This window comes from Streptomyces sp. ISL-10 (assembly GCF_018614575.1).
Lineage (GTDB): Bacteria > Actinomycetota > Actinomycetes > Streptomycetales > Streptomycetaceae > Streptomyces.
The window spans coordinates 17,315-34,913 of record NZ_JAGGOJ010000047.1; the positions used below are offsets into that span (position 1 = coordinate 17,315).

Consider the following 17,599-nt stretch of genomic DNA (forward strand, 5'->3'; position numbering starts at 1 on the left):
CAGTCATCGGTGAAGGAGAGGCGGTCGCTGCTGCTCGCAGCGCCCCAGGTGGTATTCGGCAAGACCGACCAGCATCGACCCGGCTCACGGAGCTCGGCATTCCAGCCCTGAAGCTCCCGTACGACCGGACCGACAGGAAGAGTTGAGGCGACATGAGGGAAGCAGTCATCGTTTCGACGGCACGGACGCCGATCGGGAAGGCGTACCGTGGCGCGTTCAATGACACCCAGGCGCAGGAACTTGCCGCCCACGCCCTCTCGCACGCGGTGCAGCGCGCCGGGCTCGAGGGAGGTGAGGTCGAGGACGTGATCTTCGGTTGCGCCGTGCAGCAGGGGTCCTCCGGTGGGAATGTCGCCCGTCAGGCCGCTCTTCGCGCCGGGCTTCCGGACACCGTGTCGGGGATGACGGTCGACCGGCAGTGCTCATCGGGCCTCATGGCGATTGCGACGGCCGCCAAGCAGATCATCGGCGACGGAATGCAGGTCGCTGTCGGCGGCGGTGTCGAGTCGATCTCCCTGGTGCAGAACGACCGAATGAACACCCATCGCATGGCGGACCCCTGGCTGGTCGAGCACAAGCCGAGCATCTACATGCCGATGTTGCAGACGGCGGAGATCGTCGCCGAACGCTACGGCGTGAGCCGGGAACGCCAGGACGAGTTCGCGCTGGTGTCACAGCAGCGCACCGCGGCGGCGCAGAAGGCCGGACGGTTCGATCAGGAGATCGTCGCGCTCGACAGCGTCAAGAAGGTCCTGGACAAGCAGTCCGGGGAGGTGCGGGACGAGGCCGTGACCCTGACCCAGGACGAGGGCAACCGCGCCTCGACCACACTCGACGGCCTGGCCGGGTTGGCGCCGGTGCTGCCGGACGGTCAGGTGACCGCGCATTCCAGCGTCACGGCCGGCAACTCCTCGCAGTTGTCGGACGGCGCTTCGGCGTCGGTGTTGATGGAATCGAAGGAAGCCGAGCGCCGCGGACTGGAGCCGCTGGGCGTGTACCGGGGCATGGCCGTTGCCGGTTGCGGGCCGGACGAGATGGGGATCGGTCCGGTGTTCGCCATTCCGAAGCTGCTGAAGCAGCACGACCTCACCATCGACGACATCGGTCTCTGGGAACTCAACGAGGCGTTCGCTTCCCAGGCGCTGTACTGCCGTGACGAACTGGGCATCGACCCCGAGCGGTTCAACGTCAATGGCGGCGGGATCTCCGTCGGCCATCCGTACGGAATGACCGGTGCCCGCCTGGTGGGGCACGCCCTGATCGAGGGCAGGCGCCGCGGCGTCAGGTACGTGGTGATCTCGATGTGCGTCGGCGGCGGAATGGGCGCAGCCGGGCTGTTCGAGGTCGTCTGAGGTTCCGCGTCCAGGCTGGGGCGCCGGCGGGGCATGGCTGCCGTCGCGTGAGACCGGTGGAAAGCCGGCCGTGAGCAAGGAGTGGGTACGGTGTCGAACGTGGTGGAAAAGGTCCGAACCGCGGTCCTCGTGGACTTCGGTGGGGTCATCACCTCCAGTGTGTTGCGGGCTTTCACCGACTTCGGCGCCTCGCTCGGCGTCGACCCGCGCCTGCCGCTCGACCTCTTGAGCAGGGATCAGCCGTCACGCACCCTCCTGGCCGATCACGAGTCCGGCCGTATCGACGCCGAAGCCTTCGAGCGAGGATTCGCCGAGCGTCTTCGCGCCCACGGCGCCGACGTACAGGCGGAGGGGCTCACGGCCCGGATGCAAGCGGGAATGTCGATCGATCAGGACGTGCTCGCCCTGCTCTCTGATCTCCGCGCCGCCGGGTACCCCGTTGCGCTGGTGTCCAATTCGTTCGGGACCGGAACCTACGACGGCGTCGACCTCGCCGCCGTGGCCGACGCGGTCGTCATCTCCGCCGAGGTCGGGATCCGCAAGCCTTCCCGGCGGATCTACGCGATCGCGTGTGAACGCCTCGGCGTCGGCCCCGAGGAGGCAGTCATGATCGACGATCTGCGGCAGAACCTCGACGGTGCGGCACGGATCGGAATCGGGGGCGTGCTGCACACCGACGCCGCTGACACCCGCCGCCAACTCGCCGAACGCTTCAGGATCACCGCCTGACCGATGGATCGACCGACCGGTCGCGGGGGACCGGTCATGCCCCGGGCCGAGACCGCCCGCGAGCCGAGCCGCGGCCCTGACGCCCGTCACTCCTGCCCTTCGCCGTGCAAAGACGTGATTCGAGTCCGGATTCGCTACTACTCGGGCAAAGTGGACCCGCCCGCATCACCTGCTCACATCCCCGGAAGGCATCGTCCATGGCCAATGTTCTCGACCCGGTCTGCCGCCACGCGGCCGCAACTCCCGACAACATCGCGCTGCGCGGCGGCGCGGATCAATGGACGTACCGGCAACTGCGCGACGCGAGTGCACGCTACGCGGGCGCCTTGGTCGCCGCGGGCCTGTCTCCAGGGGACCGGGTGCTGCTGGCGGCGCCGTCGGTGCCCGAGTTCGTGGTGGCCTACCTCGGTATCCAGGCCGCGGGCTGTGTCGTGGTGCCGGTCAACACGATGTCCACCCGGGCCGAAGCCGAGTACGTCCTCGGCGACGCCGGGTGCTCGTTGGCGGTCGCATGGCACGCCCTCGGCCCCGCCGTCGCGGAGGCGGCCGCGACGCTCAAGGTGCCCTTCTGGACGCTGTCCCCCGGCGCGGCGGTCACCGACGCCGCCCCCGCCCCCGTCGTCGACCGGGATCGCGAGGAGACCGCGGCCATCCTGTACACCTCGGGTACGACGGGGCGGCCGAAGGGTGCCCAACTCACGGTCGGGAACCTGTTGTCCGCCGGGGAGATCGGCGCCGAGTGCAGCCGCGGATCGAGTGCCGACCGTACCGGCACCGGACTTCCACTGTTCCACGTGTTCGGCCAGGCATCGGTCATGATGGCGACGTTGACCGTGGGCGGCTCGATGTCTTTGCTGGCCCGATTCGACCCGACGTCGATGCTGGAGATGCTGCGTCGCGACCGGCTCACCATCATGGCCGGCGTACCGACCATGTGGAACGCGATGCTGCACGCGGCGGGTGAGGCGAATCCGGCGGACTTCGCCGGGCTCCGTGTCGCCGTCTCCGGCGGCGCGTCGCTGCCCGGGGAGATCGCCCGGGCCTTCGAGGCCCGGTTCGGCTGCACCATCCTCGAAGGCTATGGGCTCACCGAGACCACCGCGTTCGGCACGTTCAACGACATCGACCGCGGCGGCAAGACGGGGTACACCGGGCGGGCGGTCCCGCGGCTGCAGGTACAGGTGCGTGACATCGACGGGAAGGAGTGCCCGCCCGGTACCGTCGGGGAGGTCCATATCAAGGGGCCCACGGTGATGCGCGGCTACTGGAACCGCCCCGCGGACACCGCCGCGGCCATCTCGCCCGACGGCTGGTTCCGGACCGGCGACCTGGGTGAAACCGACGCGGACGGCGACCTGCGCATCGTCAACCGGATCAAGGACCTGATCATCCGTGGCGGCTACAACGTCTACCCCGGTGAGGTGGAGGAAGTCCTCTACGAGCACCCGGACATCATCGAGGCAGCCGTGATCGGCGTTCCCGACGACCACTACGGCGAGGAGGTCGCCGCGCTCGTCGCCGCCCGGCCCGGTTCGCAGCTCGGTGCCGCTGAGGTGTCGAGCTGGACACGAGAGCGACTGTCCGCCTACAAGGTCCCGCGCATCATCCGGTTCGTCGACGCGCTGCCCAAGGGCCCGAGCGGGAAGATCCTCAAGCGTTCCATCGACCGTACGGAGCTGACCCGCGAGCCCGCGCCCGGCGACGTACCCGCCCGCCGCCACTGAGCATCCGTCGACAAACGAGATGTGTCCACCGCAGAGAAAGACGCATGACACATGGTGAGTTGCTCATGAGCCTGCCTCCCGTCCTGCGGGACCGGCTGCGCCTGCCCGTAGTCGCATCGCCGATGTTCATCGTGTCCGATCCGGAGCTGGTCGTCGCCCAGTCGGCCTCCGGCATCGTGGGTTCCTTCCCCACGCTGAACGCGCGGCCCCAGTCGGCGCTGCGTGCATGGCTGCGGCACATAACGGAGGAGCTGGCCAAGCACGACGCCGACCGTCCCGATGCGCCGTCCGCGCCGTTCGCGGTCAATCTCATCGTGCACAGGACCAACTCACGCCTGGAGGAGGACCTCGCGACCGTCGTGGAGTTCAAGGTGCCGATCGTCATCACCTCTCTCGGCGCCCGGGCCGATGTCAACGATGCGGTCCACTCCTACGGTGGCATCGTGCTGCACGACGTCATCAGCAACCGGTTCGCGCGCAAGGCGGTGGAGAAGGGCGCGGACGGCCTGATCGCCGTCGCCGCGGGCGCGGGCGGGCACGCCGGCACGCAATCGCCCTTCGCGCTCGTCCAGGAGATTCGCGACTGGTTCGAGGGCCCTCTTCTGCTGTCGGGCTCCATCGCGCACGGCCGCTCGATCCTCGCGGCGCAGGCCGCCGGCGCGGACCTCGCCTACGTGGGTTCGGTGTTCATCGCCACCGACGAGGCGAACGCGGAGGACCGGTACAAGCAGATGATCGTGGACTCCACCGCTGCGGACATCGTGTACTCCGACCTGTTCACCGGCGTGCACGGCAACTACCTCCGCGACAGCATCGAGGCCGCGGGGCTCGATCCGGCGGCACTGCCCGGCTCCGATCCGTCCGCCATGGACTTCGGAAACCGGGACGTCGACGGGGTGAAGGCGTGGCGGGACATCTGGGGCGCGGGTCAGGGTGTCGGCGCGGTCGGGGCGGTACTTCCCGCGGCGGCGGTCGTCGAGCGCCTCGCCGGTGAGTACGCCGAGGCGAAGCGTCGGCTTCTGCGCATGTGAGGCGGTACGGCGCAGCCGCACCACACAACTGTGTGCCGTTGTCGGCGAGTACCGGCGACGTGGTCCGGGCGGCACCGTCTCGGGGTCCGGTCGCCGCGGCTTCTTCGCGGACAGCCGGTACCCGGCTGGGGACGTTCGGGCGGGCCCCGCACACCGTTGCACGTTTATGACTCTGGCGTCGGATTCAAGTAGAGTTCTGGGGATGGACACCACTGTGCCCGAGGAGAATGACAGCGAGAAGGCCCCGCCGATGGCGCCCCTCTCGCCGCTTCGCGAGCCGCCGACGACGAAGCGCGGAGCGCGGACGCGCGCCGCTCTGGTGCAGGCCGCGCGAAAGGTGTTCGAGCGGGACGGCTACCTCGACACCCGCCTGGTCGACATCGCCAAAGAGGCCCGATGCGCGGCGGGATCCTTCTACACCTACTTCTCCAACAAGGAAGAGGTGCTTGCCGCCGTCCTCCTGGAGGCGCAGGAGGACATGCTGCACCCGGGCATGGGCCGGGTCCAGGGTGCCGACGATCCGTATGCGGTACTCGAGGCCAGCAATCGCGCGTATCTCGAGGCGTACAAACGGAACGCGAAGCTGATGGGACTGCTTGAGCAGGTCGCACAAGTGGAGCCGCAATTCCGTGAGTTCCGAAGCCGGCGCTCGGATGCGTTCGTCCGCCGCAACGCCCGCGGCATCGCCGACCTCCAGGCGCGGGGTGTCGCAGACCGTGAGATCGATCCGATGATGGCCTCCCATGCGCTCTCGGGCATGGTCAGCGTCATGGCCTACAAGGCGTTCGTGCTCGGCGAAGGGCGAGAAGAAGGTACGCCGGCGGACTTCGAGGAGCTCGTATCCACGGTCACCCGGCTCTGGGCGAACGCCCTGCGGTTTCCCTGCCACCGCTGATCCGGCAGTAGCACACCGGGGCGGAGCCCGCCCCTGCGACCGTTCGACGGTCCTGGCGCCCGCATCGGCGACGAGCGCTGGCTTGCGCGAGCCTTCACACTCGACCATCTGACTCGTCGCACCCTCGTACCGCCGGGTGCCTTCACTCCTTCTCGTCGCCCTCCGAGGAGGTGACGAGTAGCAGGCGGCCACTGCCGTCGTCGAGGCTCAGGGCGAAGCCGTCGCACTTCAGCAGCTACGACGCCACGGCCGCCGGGCCGGGCCGACTCAGAGGCGTGGAGCCGGTGCGCAATGGCGCCCGTCGGCCCTCGTGCTCTCCGGGACGGACCGATGGGCGGCGATGTCAACCGTGAATCCTCCGGCGGCAGTTCAGTGGGTGAGGCGGCCCTCTTCGCATGGTGATCCGACCCACTGTTGAACTTGACGTCGGATTCAAATATACAGGTGGTGCACACCACGGTCACATCAGCACGGGTGCCCTGGCACCGCACGCCCCGCCACGGAGAGGGTTCGCTGTGAACGTTGCACAAAGAGTCGCCGTCGTCACCGGTGGCGGTGGAGGCATCGGCGGCGCGTTGGTCGCACGGCTCGCTCGCGAGGGTGCGCGGGTCGTCGTCGCAGACCTCGACGCGGACACCGCACGGGCGGTGTCGGAGAAAGTCAACGCCGACCATCCCGGAAGCACCGTCAGCGCCGGCGCCGACGTGTCGGACACCGCACAGATCCAGGAGTTGATCGCCCTGGCGGAGAGCGCCTTCGGTCCGGTCGACCTCTACTTCGCGAACGCGGGCATCGCTGGGGCGCCGGGCCTCGACGCGGGCGAGCAGGACTGGGACCTCTCGATCGACGTGAACCTTCGAGCCCACATCCGTGCGGCGAGGCTGCTGGTGCCGCGGTGGCTCGAGCGAGGCGAGGGCTACTTCGTCAGCACCGCCTCGGCGGCCGGACTGCTCACCCAGATCGGCTCCGCCACGTACGCCGTCACCAAGCACGCGGCCATCGGCTTCGCCGAATGGCTGAGTGTCACTTATGGCGATCGCGGGGTCCATGTCAGCTGCCTGTGCCCGATGGGGGTGAACACCAGGATGCTGTCCTTGGGAAAGGACTCCGGGGACGCGCTGGGAAGAGCGGCCGCGCAGGCCGTCACGTCCGCGGGTGACGTCCTCGAGCCGGCCGAGGTCGCCGATGCCGTCCTCGCCGCGATCGAGGAGGAACGCTTCCTGATCCTGCCGCACGAAGACGTTCTGGACATGTACCGGCAGAAGGGCTCGGACTACGACCGGTGGCTGCGCGGCATGCGCCGCTACCAGAACTCCCTGCTGGCGCAGGCATGACCGGCGGGCCCGACGAGCTCGTCCTCGCCGAACAGCGTGGGCCCGTGCTGGTGCTCACGTTCAACCGGCCGGCCAAGCTGAACGCCTGGACCGACGAACTCGAAGATCGCTACTTCACACTGCTCGACGCCGCCGAAGACGACCCGGACGTACGCGCCGTCGTGGTCACCGGCGCGGGACGCGGATTCTGCGCCGGCGCCGACCTCCAGCGGCTGCAGGCGGCCGGCGAGGTTTCCGAGGCGGACCGGGCGGGGCGCCGGCCGCGCGACGTGCCGCTGACCCTGCGCAAACCGCTGATCGGTGCGGTGGGCGGGGTGGCCGCGGGCCTGGGCATGGTGGAGGCGCTCTACTGCGACGTTCGTTTCGGCTCGCCCTCGGCCCGGTTCACCACGGCATTCGCGCAGCGCGGGCTGATCGCCGAGTACGGGATCTCCTGGCTGTTGCCGCGGCTGGTGGGGCACAGCCGGGCCAAGGACCTGTTGCTGTCGAGTCGCATGGTGGACGCCGAGGAGGCACTGCGTATCGGACTCCTCGACCATCTGGTTCCCACCGGCAGCGTGGTCGATGCCGCTGTCGCGTACGCCGCCGGTCTCGCGGCGCGCTGCTCCCCGGCATCCATGGCCACCATCAAGCGCCAACTGCAGGGCGACGCGGACGGTACGTACGCCGACGCCATGACCCGTGCGGAGGGCGCCATGCTCCAGGCCTTCCGCGGGGCCGATTTCGTCGAAGGCGTGGCCAGTCACCTCGACAAACGCCCACCGAATTTTCCCTCCCTCCCCGTCAGGAGCCCAGATGTCCCTGTTTGACATGTCGGACCGCGCCAAGAAGTACCAGGCGGACCTGCTCGAGTTCATGGATGCGCACATCTACCCCGCCGAGGAGGTGTACCACGAGCAGATGCGCGCGTCGGGTGATCCGCACTTCCACCCGCCGATCATCGAGGACCTCAAGGCGGAGGCACGCAGGCGCGGCCTGTGGAACCTCTTCCACCCGCACAAGGAGTGGGGTCCCGGGCTGACGAACCTGGAGTACGCGCCGCTGGCGGAGATCATGGGGCGCAGCCACATCGCCTCCGAGGCGTGCAACTGCAACGCTCCCGACACCGGCAACATGGAGGTGCTCACGCTCTTCGGCACCGACGAGCACAAGGAGAAGTACCTCAAGCCCCTGCTCGACGGGACGATGGCGTCTGCCTTCGCGATGACCGAGCCGCGCGTGGCGAGCTCCGACGCCACCAATATCGAGTTGCGGATGGAGCGCGACGGCGACGAGTACGTGCTCAACGGCCGTAAGTGGTTCGCGTCCAATGCCCTGCACCGTAATTGCAAGGTGCTCATCGTCATGGGGAAGACCGATCCCACCGCTGACCCGCACCGGCAGCAGTCGATGATGGTCGTCCCGATCGACGCCCCCGGGATCACGGTGATGCGCGGGCTGCCGGTGTTCGGCTACCAGGACCGCGAGGGGCACGCCGAAATCGACTTCGCCGATGTACGGGTGCCGGCCGAGGACGTACTCAAGGGCGAGGGCGAGGGCTTCGCGATCAGCCAGGCCCGGCTGGGGCCGGGTCGTATTCACCACTGCATGCGGGCGATCGGCGCGGCTGAGCGGGCGCTGGAGCTGATGTGCCGACGTGCGCAGTCACGGGTGACGTTCGGCCGTCCGGTTGCCGACCGGTCCAACATCCAGGACTGGATCGCGGAAGCGCGTATCGACATCGAGATGATCCGCCTGCTCACGTTCAAGGCCGCGCATCTGATGGACACGGTCGGCAACAAGGAAGCGCGCACCGAGATCGCGGCCATCAAGGTGGCCGCCCCGAACATAGCCTTGAAGATCATCGACCGTGCGATCCAGGTGCACGGTGCAGCAGGAGTGACCGAGGACTTCCCGCTGGCCATGATGTACGCGGGGCTGCGGACGTTGCGGCTGGCGGACGGCCCCGACGAAGTCCACAAGCGGGCCATCGCCCGACAGGAACTGCGGCAGTACCGCGACGCGGACGCTGCGGCGGCGAGCGGCACGGGCACCCCCGGCGGCCACAAGGCAGCGGTGAACTGAGATGGCAGGACTCGATCTCACCGGTCGTACCGCCGTCGTCACCGGCGCCTCGCGCGGTATCGGGCTGGCCATCGCCCAGGCCATCGCCGCGGTCGGCGGAAACGTCGTCCTCACCTCCCGGTCCCAGGAGGCGGCGGACGCCGCCGCGGCCCAGGTCGGGGGCACAGCGGTCGGCGTCGGCGCGCACGCGGTCGACGAAGAGGCGGCCCAGCGCTGTGTGGACCTGACGCTCGAGCGCTTCGGAAGCCTGGACATCCTCGTCAACAACGCCGGGACCAACCCGGCGTTCGGGCCGGTCATCGACCAGGACCACGGGCGGTTCGCCAAGACCTTCGACGTGAACCTGTGGGCTCCCGTCCTGTGGACGGGGCTGGCCACGCGGGCCTGGATGGGCGAGCACGGCGGGGCGGTCGTCAACACCGCTTCGGTCGGCGGCATGGCCTTCGAGGCGAACATCGGGCTGTACAACGCGTCGAAGGCCGCGCTCATCCATCTCACGAAGCAACTGGCCCTGGAACTCTCGCCGAAGATTCGCGTCAACGCCGTGGCACCGGGCGTGGTGCGCACGAAGCTGGCCGAGGCCCTGTGGAAGGAGCACGAGCAGGCCGTGTCGGCGTCGACGGCGCTCGGACGCATAGGGGAGCCTGCCGACATCGCCTCGGCGGTCGCCTTCCTCGTCTCGGACGCCGCGAGCTGGATCACCGGTGAGACCATGGTGATCGACGGGGGGCAACTGCTCGGTGACGCACGCCCGTTCAGGCAGGGAGTCGGCATCGGTGTCTAGCCGGGGCATCGTCGGGATCGACGCCGGGACGGTGAGCCGCTGGCTCGAAACCCTCGGCGTCGGCTTCGCCGAGCCGCTGCGCTTCGACCGGATCGGGCTCGGCCAGTCGAATCTGACCTATCTCGTACGGGACCAGGACGGCCGCAGATGGGTGCTGCGGCGCCCACCGCTGGGTCGCCTGTTGGCGTCGGCGCACGACGTGGCCCGAGAGGCGCGGATTCTGGCCGCGCTGGAGGGCACCGGCGTCCCGACCCCCCGGGTGCTCGGGCTGACCGCCGACCCCGCCGTGACGGACGTCCCGCTGCTGTTCATGGAGTTCATGGACGGCCAGGTCGTCGACACGATGCCGATCGCGCGGTCGTTGACGCCCGAGCGGCGCCGGGCGATCGGGATGTCGTTGCCGCGGACGCTGGCGAAGATCCACGCGGTCGATCTCGCGACGGCCGGGCTGACCGGTCTGGCCGGCCACAAGCCGTATGCGCAGCGCCAGCTCAAGCGGTGGTCGGGCCAGTGGGAGAAGTCCAGGACCCGCGAGCTGCCCGCCCTCGACGACCTCACGCGACGCCTTGCCGCAGCTGTTCCGGAGCAGCGCGAAGTGACGCTCGTACACGGCGACTTCCATCTGCGCAATGTCATCACCTCCTGCGACACCGGGGAGGTGACGGCGGTGCTCGACTGGGAGTTGTCGACACTGGGGGATCCGTTGGCGGACATGGGCAGTCTGCTGGCGTACTGGCCGGCCAAGGGTGAGAACACCTCGGGCGACTTCGGCGCGACCGCTCTCGAGGGCTTCCCGACCCGCGAGGAACTCGAGGCGGCCTACTTGGCGGCGTCGGGACGCGACCTGACGGCGCTGGGCTACTGGCACGCGATGGGGCTGTGGAAGGTCGCGATCATCGCGGAGGGCGTCATGCGCCGCGCGATGGACGAACCGCGGAACAAGGCCGCGTCCGGGGCCCCGACCGCGGAGCGCATCGACGCGCTGGTGGCGAAGGCCCACGAAGTCGCGGACAGGGCAGGCATCTGACCCGATCGCATGCCCACGGACATTGAGACTCACGTACAGGAAAGGAGCGATGATGAGGCAAGCAGTCCTCGTATCGGCGGCGCGTACGCCGATCGGAAAGGCCTACCGGGGCGCGCGCTACGCCGTGATCACCGTGTGCATCGGCAGCGGCATCGGCGCGGCGGGGCTGTTCGAGGTGGTGTCGTGAACCCCGCCGCACTGTTCGACGTCAGCGGAAAGACCGTGGTGGTGACCGGCGGCTCACGCGGAATCGGGCTGATGATCGCGCACGGTTTTGTGGCGGCCGGGGCCACGGTGATCATCTCTTCCCGCAATGCCGAGGCGTGCGAGAAGGCGGCAGCGGAGTTGTCCGCCCTGACGTCCCCCGGCGCCGGAACCTGTCTGGCGCACCCGGCGGACCTGTCCACCGCCGAAGGCCTCGAGAGCCTGGCCGAGCGGGTCGCGGAGGTCGCGCCCCGGCTGAACGTCCTGGTCAACAATGCGGGAGCCGCCTGGGGTGCGCCGATCGGCGAGTTCCCCGACTCGGGCTTCGACAAGGTGCTGAACGTCAACGTCAGGGCCGTCTTCTCGCTGACGCAACGGCTGCTGCCGCAGTTGCGGAGGGCCGCCACCGCGGAGGATCCCGCGCGAGTGATCAACATCGGGTCGATCGACGGGCTCGTCGTCTCCGCCTCCGACAACTTCTCCTACGTCGCGAGCAAGGCGGCGGTGCACATGCTGACCCGCAAGATGGCCGCCACGCTCGCGAGTGATCACATCACCGTCAACGCCCTTGCTCCTGGCCCGTTCCCGACCAAGATGATGGCGCACGTCCTGGACGACCCCGAGCTGCGGGACGACGTGGTCGAACGGGTGCCCCTCGGCCGCATCGGCACCCCCGAGGACATCGCGAGTCCGGCGATCTTCCTCGCCTCCCGCGCGGGCGCATACCTGACCGGCACGGTGATCCCCGTGGACGGCGGGATCTCCGGGACGCGCTGACCGATCGCAAATGAAGGTCACCACGCCCACACGGCAAACACCCCCACACTCTCACCCCTGAAAGGCGGCACTGGCAGCGATGAGCTGGTTCGACGACAGGCCGTGGACGGCGCAGTACCCCGAACGGATGGCGGAGGTGGAACCGGTCGGCCACCGCACCACGCTGGAACTGCTGGCCGACGCGGTGGCCGCCGCCCCCGACAGCCCGGCCACCACCTACCTCGGTGGCACCCTGACCTACCGGGAAGTGGACGAGCTCTCCGACGGGGTGGCGCACTACCTGCTCGAGCGCGGCTTTCGTCCCGGCGACCGGCTGGCGCTGTACCTGCAGAACATCCCGCAGTTCGTGCTGGCGCTGTTCGGTGCCTGGAAGGCGGGCGGCGCAGTCGTACCGCTCAACCCGATGTACCGGGACGAACTCGCGCACATCCTCACCGACGCGGGGGTGTCGGCGATCGTGTGCGATGAGCAGGCCTGGTCGGAGCACGTCCGTGAGCGGGCCACCGCGGCGGGGGTGACGACGGCGCTCACCGCCAGCCCGCTGGACCTGCAAACCCTGGACGACCCCCGCGTCTTCGCCGGCCTGACCCGGCAGCGCAGCGAGGGCGCGGACGACGTCCTCGACGTGGCGAGGGCACGGGTGGGGCGGCGACCCGCTCGTCCCGGGCTGACGCCCGACGACATCGCGCTGATCTCCTACACCTCCGGCACCAGCGGACTGCCGAAGGGGGCGACCAACACCCATCGCAACCTGACCGTCAACGCGGTCCTGCTGCGGCTGTACGACGAGATCCCCCCGGGCTCGCCGATTTTCGCGCTGGCCCCGCTGTTCCACATCACCGGCATGGTCGTCCAACTGCTCAACGCGGTCGACCTGGCGAGCCCTCTGGTACTCGCCTACCGCTTCGAGCCGGGGGTGGTGATCGACGCGCTGAAGCGGGAACGGCCCGCGTACATGGTCGGGCCGTCCACCGCGTACATGGCGCTGATGGCACACCCCGACTACTCGGCCGAGGCGTTCGCCTCGCTCAGGACACTCAACTCCGGCGGCGCCCCGCTGCCGCCCGCGGTCGTCGAGCGGTTCCAGGAGCAGACGGGACTGTACATCCGCAACGGTTACGGGCTCACGGAGACCAGTGCCCCTTGCGTGGTGGTGCCCGTGGGCAGCGAGGCTCCCGTGGATCCCGACTCGGGCACCTTGTCGATCGGCCTGCCCCTTCCCACCGCGATGGTCCGCATCGTCGACGAGGACGGCAGGGACCTGGGACCGAACGAGGTCGGCGAGATCGCGGTCGAAGGCCCCATGGTGGTGCCCGCGTACTGGAACAGGCCCGAGGCCACCGCGGAGTCGATCCCGAACGGGCGGCTGCTCACCGGCGATGTCGGCTTCATGGATCGCCAGGGCCGGGTGTACGTGGTCGACCGCAAGAAGGACATGATCAATGCCTCGGGGTTCAAGGTGTGGCCTCGCGAGGTCGAGGACGTCCTCTACGGGCACCCCGCGGTGCGCGAGGCCGCCGTGGTCGGTGTGCCCGACCCCTACCGCGGTGAGACCGTGGCGGCCTTCGTGAGCCTGAGGCCCGGCGGATCTGCCGAGCCCGACGAGCTGGTCGCCTACTGCCGCGAGCACCTGGCCGCCTACAAGGCCCCTCGGACCGTCAGCATCCGGGACGAGCTGCCCAAGACCACCAGCGGCAAGATCCTGCGCCGCGAACTGCGCGGGGCGACGTCCGCGTGACGAGCGAGAGGAGCTGAAGGATGGCCGGTCTGCCAGAGGTCCTGGTCCTCGACGAAATCGCGCCGGACCGGTTCCGGTCCGGCCCGATCCCCAGCGAGTGGGCGCGGACGTTCGGTGGCCAGATCGCCGCCCAGTCGCTGATGGCCGCGGCGCGTACGCTCGACCGGTCGTACTCGGCTCACTCGCTGCACGGCTACTTTCTGCGGCCCGGCCGTCCGCACGAGCCGACGGACTTTTCGGTCGAGCGGATCCGCGACGGTGGCAGCTTCTGCACCCGCCGGGTGACCGCGGTCCAGGCGGGGGAGGCGATCTTCACGATGACGGCGTCGTTCCATCGCGGAGATGAAGGGTTCTCCCACCAGGTGGACATGCCGGCGGTGCCGGCACCTGACGACATCCCGGAGTCCGACCGCATCAGCGGCTGGGGCATGCCGCGGCCCGCGGAGTGGCGCCACTGGGAGATGCGATGGGTGCCCAGGGGGGAGATCGGCCACGTTCCGGAGGCGCCGGCCTGCCAGCGGGTGTGGATCCGGTACGGACGTCCGCTGCCGGATGGCAGTGCCGTCCACGCCTGCGCACTGACCTATCTCAGCGACATGGCGCTGCTGGGATCCGCGCGGCTGCCACATCCCCAAACCGCCGTACAGGGCGCGTCGTTGGACCACTCGCTGTGGTTCCTGCGTCCCTTCCGCGCGGACGAGTGGCTGCTGTACGACCAGGTCTCCCCTTCGGCCGAGCACGGTCGGGCGCTCACCCGCGGAAGGCTGTTCGACACGGGCGGGCGTCTGGTGGCCGCCGTCGCGCAGGAGGGACTCATGCGCTTCGACCGGCCCCGGTCGACGGCGGGCCGCGACACAGAAGAAGGGACGCGTGGAGCGCACGCCTCAGCGAGCGTTCCGTAATCCCCCGGCCCCGACCGTCGCCGACATCCGTTGATCAACGAATTCAGGAAGTGGTGCCAGGCATGTCCACCCACTACAGCGTCACCGGACGCACAGCGATCCTCCGCATCGACAAGCCCCCGGTCAACGGGCTCGGGCACGCAACGCGGAAGGGCCTGCGCGCCTCGGACATCGACGTCGTCTACATCGCGGGGTACGGCTTCCCGAGGTACCGGGGCGGACCGATGTTCTACGCCGACACGATGGGTGCCGCACACGTCCTCTCCGGGCTCAGGCGGTTCCACGGAGATGACGGTTGGGAGCCCTCGCCGTTGCTGATGCGGCTGGCCGCCGAGGGTGGAACATTCAACTGACGCCACCACCGCAGCTGCGGGACCTGGCGATCACGCGGCGGCCGGCCGCGACTTCTCCAGGAGGAGTCGCAGCCGGCCGCCGCGCCGCGCGGGGGCCGGCACCCGCCGCCCGGGGCCCGGTAGCAGGAGCGCCGGGCCCCACGCGCTGAGGGGAGGGCGGACTCTGCCGTGCACTCCGCCCGCGACGGTCAGTTGTCGACTGCGGCCCGTGCCGGCAAGGTGACGATCATCTTGCCGGTGTTGTCGCCGCGGAGCATGCCGAGGAATGCCTCGACGTTGTTCTCGATGCCTTCCACGACGGTCTCCTCGTAGTGGAGTTTCCCGTCGCGGATCCAGCTGCCGACCTCCTGCACGAACTGCTGTTGCAGGTCGTTGTGGTCCGATACCAACAGGCCGCGCAGGGTGAGACGCTTGCCGATGGCGAGCGCGAGGTTGCGCGGGCCGGGGGTCGGCTCGGTGGCGTTGTACTGGGCGATGGCCCCGCACAGCGCCGCGCGGCCGTGCACGTTGAGGGCGCCGATCGCCGCCTCGAGGTGGTCGCCGCCGACGTTGTCGAAGTAGACGTCGATGCCATCCGGGGCCGCGGCCTTGAGCTGCTCGGCCACCGGCGCCTTCTTGTAGTTGAAGGCGGCGTCGAAGCCGTACTTGCTGAGGAGGAGTTCCACCTTCTCGTCGGAGCCGGCGCTGCCGATGACCCGCTTGGCGCCCTTGAGCCGGGCGATCTGCCCGACCTTGCTGCCGACCGCACCGGCCGCGCCGGAGACGAAGACGGTGTCGCCCTCATGGAACTCCGCCACCCGCAGCAGGCCCGCATAGGCGGTCAGCCCGGGCATGCCGAGGACACCGAGGTACGTGCTCAGCGGAGCGTTCCCGGCGTCGACCTTCACAGCGTTCGCGGCGTCGAGGAGCGCGTACTCCCGCCAGCCGAGCCCATGCAGGACGTGATCACCCACTGCGATGGTGCCGGCGGAGGAGTCATCGCCCACGGCGACGACGACGCCGACCGCACCGCCGTCCATCGGCTGGTTCAGCTGGAAGGGAGGGACGTAGGACTTCACGTCGTTCATCCGGCCGCGCATGTACGGGTCGACCGACAAGTGCAGGTTGCGTACGAGGATCTGACCGGAGCCGGGCTCGGCGACCGGAACCTCGCGCAGGGCGAAGTCCTGCAGCCGGGGCACTCCGTTCGGGCGGGCGACCAGGTGCCATTCACGGCTGGTGGTGGGTAGAGCGCTCATGATGGGGACGTCTCTTTCTGTCGTGTTCACTGCATGGCTGGAGGGGGATCAGCTGAGCGGCTTGGCGAGGACGGCTTTGCGGTGGCTGAAGGTCTCGATGGAGTAGCGGCCGTGGTAGCTGCCCATGCCGCTTTCCCCGACGCCCCCGAACGGCAGGTCGGAGATGGTGAGATGGGCCAGCGGCAGCCCGAACCCGAGTCCGCCCGAGGAGGTTTCGGCAGTGAGCCGCTCCCGGGTGGTGTCCGATTCGGTGAACGCATACAGGGCCAGCGGCTTGTCGCGGTCGTTGATGAAGTCGATGGCCTCGTCGAGCCCAGGCACCTCGACGATCGGGAGGATCGGGCCGAAGATCTCCTCCTGCATGACGGGCGCGTCCGGTGACACCTCGGCCAGGACGGTCGGCGCGATGTACTTGGAATCCCGGTCGTGCGCACCGCCGGTGACCTGGCGGCCGGATTCGAGGAGGGCGGTCAGCCGGTCGAAGTGGCGCTCGTTGACGATCCGGCCGTACTCCGGGGAGGCGGAGGCGTCCGGTCCGTACAGGCCCTCCACCGCCTTGGCCAGCGCTCCCTCAAGTGCGCGTGCGGTCTCGGGGTCGGTGAGGACGTAGTCGGGCGCGACGCAGGTCTGTCCGGCGTTGAGGAACTTCCCGGCCGCGAGGCGGGCGGCGACGGTGTCCAGATCGGTGCCCCGGTCCACGAACGCCGGGGACTTGCCGCCGAGTTCGAGGGTGACGGGGGTGAGGTGCCGGGCGGCCGCGGCCATCACGATGCGGCCGACCGTGCCGTTGCCGGTGTAGAGGATGTGGTCGAAGCGCTGCTCGAGCAGGGCTGTGGTCTCCGGGACCCCGCCTTCGACCACGGCGACCGCGTCGGTGTCGAGGTACTGCGGCAGGAGGCGGGCCAGGGCGGCGGACGTGGCCGGGGCCAGTTCGCTGGGCTTGGCGACCACCGCGTTGCCCGCGGCCAGCGCACCGGCCACCGGGGCCAGCAGCAGCTGCGCCGGGTAGTTCCAGGGGGCGATGACCAGGACGACGCCCAGCGGGTCGTACTGCGTCCAGGCACTCGCCTCCCCGATGAACGCGGGGACGGGGGCCTGTTCGGGGCGCAGCCAGTCGTCGAGATGCTCCAGGGTGTGGTCGATCTCGCGTATGACGAAGTCGATCTCGGTGCGGTAGGCCTCGGTGGAGCTCTTTCCCAAGTCGGCGTGGAGCGCCGCGGCGAACGTCTCCCCGTGTTCGGTGAGCAGGGTACGCATCCGGTGCAGCTGCCCGGTACGCCAGGCCACGGGCTTGGTGGTGCCGGCGCGGAAGGAGGCGCGCAGCCGGGCGACGAGCTCGGCGGGCTGCTCGGGCGCAGAGTGGTTCATGGTTCCCTCACAGGTGCGGTACGTGGACGGGGGCGCCGGCGCCGCGCCGCGGGGCAGGCCCGGACGCCGGCGTCGGCAG

The 17,599-nt window shown here is 69.4% G+C and carries 17 protein-coding genes; 15 read left to right on the plus strand and 2 right to left on the minus strand.

Annotated elements, in window-relative coordinates; all coding sequences use genetic code 11:
- Positions 1 to 152: 152 nt before the first annotated feature.
- The 15 genes from J7E88_RS34115 (at position 153) to J7E88_RS34185 (ending at position 14,914) form a co-directional block, all read left to right on the plus strand.
- A complete protein-coding gene (locus J7E88_RS34115) occupies positions 153 to 1,352 on the plus strand; it encodes an acetyl-CoA C-acyltransferase (protein WP_215187373.1) in 1,200 nt (399 codons plus the stop codon).
- 90 nt (positions 1,353 to 1,442) lie between these two features.
- The gene (locus tag J7E88_RS37205) at positions 1,443 to 2,081 is read left to right on the plus strand and encodes an HAD family phosphatase (protein ID WP_308307721.1); all 639 of its coding nucleotides are present in this window, start codon (positions 1,443 to 1,445) and stop codon (positions 2,079 to 2,081) included.
- A 197-nt stretch (positions 2,082 to 2,278) separates the two neighbouring features.
- On the plus strand, positions 2,279 to 3,805 hold the full coding sequence (locus J7E88_RS34125) for a class I adenylate-forming enzyme family protein (protein WP_215187375.1): 1,527 nt from the start codon (positions 2,279 to 2,281) through the stop codon (positions 3,803 to 3,805).
- 65 nt (positions 3,806 to 3,870) lie between these two features.
- Positions 3,871 to 4,836 carry a nitronate monooxygenase family protein gene (locus tag J7E88_RS34130; protein WP_215187376.1) on the plus strand — a complete coding sequence of 322 codons (966 nt, stop codon included), beginning with the start codon at positions 3,871 to 3,873 and terminating at the stop codon, positions 4,834 to 4,836.
- A gap of 202 nt (positions 4,837 to 5,038) precedes the next feature.
- A complete protein-coding gene (locus J7E88_RS34135; protein WP_215187377.1) occupies positions 5,039 to 5,731 on the plus strand; it encodes a TetR/AcrR family transcriptional regulator in 693 nt (230 codons plus the stop codon).
- Between the two features lie 515 nt (positions 5,732 to 6,246).
- Positions 6,247 to 7,065, plus strand: coding sequence for an SDR family oxidoreductase (locus tag J7E88_RS34140; protein WP_308307722.1), 819 nt, complete (start codon positions 6,247 to 6,249; stop codon positions 7,063 to 7,065).
- Complete coding sequence (locus J7E88_RS34145; RefSeq protein WP_215187379.1) at positions 7,062 to 7,874, plus strand: enoyl-CoA hydratase-related protein; 813 nt, start codon at positions 7,062 to 7,064, stop codon at positions 7,872 to 7,874. Before J7E88_RS34140 ends, J7E88_RS34145 begins: the two co-directional genes overlap by 4 nt.
- A complete protein-coding gene (locus tag J7E88_RS34150) occupies positions 7,861 to 9,129 on the plus strand; it encodes an acyl-CoA dehydrogenase family protein (RefSeq protein ID WP_215187380.1) in 1,269 nt (422 codons plus the stop codon). The genes J7E88_RS34145 and J7E88_RS34150 overlap by 14 nt, the downstream gene beginning before the upstream one ends.
- 1 nt (position 9,130) lies before the next feature.
- Complete coding sequence (locus J7E88_RS34155) at positions 9,131 to 9,913, plus strand: SDR family oxidoreductase (RefSeq protein WP_215187381.1); 783 nt, start codon at positions 9,131 to 9,133, stop codon at positions 9,911 to 9,913.
- Entirely contained in the window at positions 9,906 to 10,940 is a 1,035-nt protein-coding gene (locus J7E88_RS34160; RefSeq protein WP_215187382.1) for a phosphotransferase family protein, read from the plus strand. Before J7E88_RS34155 ends, J7E88_RS34160 begins: the two co-directional genes overlap by 8 nt.
- Before the next feature lie 49 nt (positions 10,941 to 10,989).
- Complete coding sequence (locus J7E88_RS34165; protein WP_199834172.1) at positions 10,990 to 11,127, plus strand: hypothetical protein; 138 nt, start codon at positions 10,990 to 10,992, stop codon at positions 11,125 to 11,127.
- On the plus strand, positions 11,124 to 11,921 hold the full coding sequence (locus tag J7E88_RS34170; protein WP_215187383.1) for an SDR family oxidoreductase: 798 nt from the start codon (positions 11,124 to 11,126) through the stop codon (positions 11,919 to 11,921). Before J7E88_RS34165 ends, J7E88_RS34170 begins: the two co-directional genes overlap by 4 nt.
- A 79-nt stretch (positions 11,922 to 12,000) precedes the next feature.
- Positions 12,001 to 13,659, plus strand: coding sequence for a long-chain fatty acid--CoA ligase (locus J7E88_RS34175; protein WP_215187384.1), 1,659 nt, complete (start codon positions 12,001 to 12,003; stop codon positions 13,657 to 13,659).
- A 20-nt stretch (positions 13,660 to 13,679) separates the two neighbouring features.
- Positions 13,680 to 14,561 carry an acyl-CoA thioesterase II gene (locus tag J7E88_RS34180; protein WP_215187385.1) on the plus strand — a complete coding sequence of 294 codons (882 nt, stop codon included), beginning with the start codon at positions 13,680 to 13,682 and terminating at the stop codon, positions 14,559 to 14,561.
- A gap of 62 nt (positions 14,562 to 14,623) precedes the next feature.
- Positions 14,624 to 14,914 (plus strand): hypothetical protein, encoded by a 291-nt coding sequence (locus J7E88_RS34185; RefSeq protein ID WP_215187386.1) that lies wholly within the window; start codon positions 14,624 to 14,626, stop codon positions 14,912 to 14,914.
- A gap of 188 nt (positions 14,915 to 15,102) precedes the next feature.
- Here J7E88_RS34185 and J7E88_RS34190 read toward each other — a convergent pair whose 3' ends face one another.
- Positions 15,103 to 16,152, minus strand: coding sequence for an NADP-dependent oxidoreductase (locus J7E88_RS34190; protein WP_215187387.1), 1,050 nt, complete (start codon positions 16,150 to 16,152; stop codon positions 15,103 to 15,105).
- 48 nt (positions 16,153 to 16,200) lie between these two features.
- Complete coding sequence (locus tag J7E88_RS34195) at positions 16,201 to 17,520, minus strand: aldehyde dehydrogenase family protein (RefSeq protein WP_215187388.1); 1,320 nt, start codon at positions 17,518 to 17,520, stop codon at positions 16,201 to 16,203.
- Positions 17,521 to 17,599 lie beyond the last annotated feature (79 nt).

Excerpts from the sequence above, each read along its gene's own strand:
- J7E88_RS34195 (WP_215187388.1), bottom strand. The coding sequence starts at position 17,520 with ATGAACCACTCTGCGCCCGAGCAGCCCGCCGAGCTCGTCGCCCGGCTG.
- J7E88_RS34125 (WP_215187375.1), top strand. The coding sequence starts at position 2,279 with ATGGCCAATGTTCTCGACCCGGTCTGCCGCCACGCGGCCGCAACTCCC.
- J7E88_RS34155 (WP_215187381.1), top strand. The coding sequence starts at position 9,131 with ATGGCAGGACTCGATCTCACCGGTCGTACCGCCGTCGTCACCGGCGCC.
- J7E88_RS34190 (WP_215187387.1), bottom strand. The coding sequence starts at position 16,152 with ATGAGCGCTCTACCCACCACCAGCCGTGAATGGCACCTGGTCGCCCGC.
- J7E88_RS34185 (WP_215187386.1), top strand. The coding sequence starts at position 14,624 with ATGTCCACCCACTACAGCGTCACCGGACGCACAGCGATCCTCCGCATC.
- J7E88_RS34165 (WP_199834172.1), top strand. The coding sequence starts at position 10,990 with ATGATGAGGCAAGCAGTCCTCGTATCGGCGGCGCGTACGCCGATCGGA.
- J7E88_RS34130 (WP_215187376.1), top strand. The coding sequence starts at position 3,871 with ATGAGCCTGCCTCCCGTCCTGCGGGACCGGCTGCGCCTGCCCGTAGTC.
- J7E88_RS34150 (WP_215187380.1), top strand. The coding sequence starts at position 7,861 with ATGTCCCTGTTTGACATGTCGGACCGCGCCAAGAAGTACCAGGCGGAC.
- J7E88_RS34175 (WP_215187384.1), top strand. The coding sequence starts at position 12,001 with ATGAGCTGGTTCGACGACAGGCCGTGGACGGCGCAGTACCCCGAACGG.
- J7E88_RS34115 (WP_215187373.1), top strand. The coding sequence starts at position 153 with ATGAGGGAAGCAGTCATCGTTTCGACGGCACGGACGCCGATCGGGAAG.
- J7E88_RS34180 (WP_215187385.1), top strand. The coding sequence starts at position 13,680 with ATGGCCGGTCTGCCAGAGGTCCTGGTCCTCGACGAAATCGCGCCGGAC.
- J7E88_RS34135 (WP_215187377.1), top strand. The coding sequence starts at position 5,039 with ATGGACACCACTGTGCCCGAGGAGAATGACAGCGAGAAGGCCCCGCCG.
- J7E88_RS34145 (WP_215187379.1), top strand. The coding sequence starts at position 7,062 with ATGACCGGCGGGCCCGACGAGCTCGTCCTCGCCGAACAGCGTGGGCCC.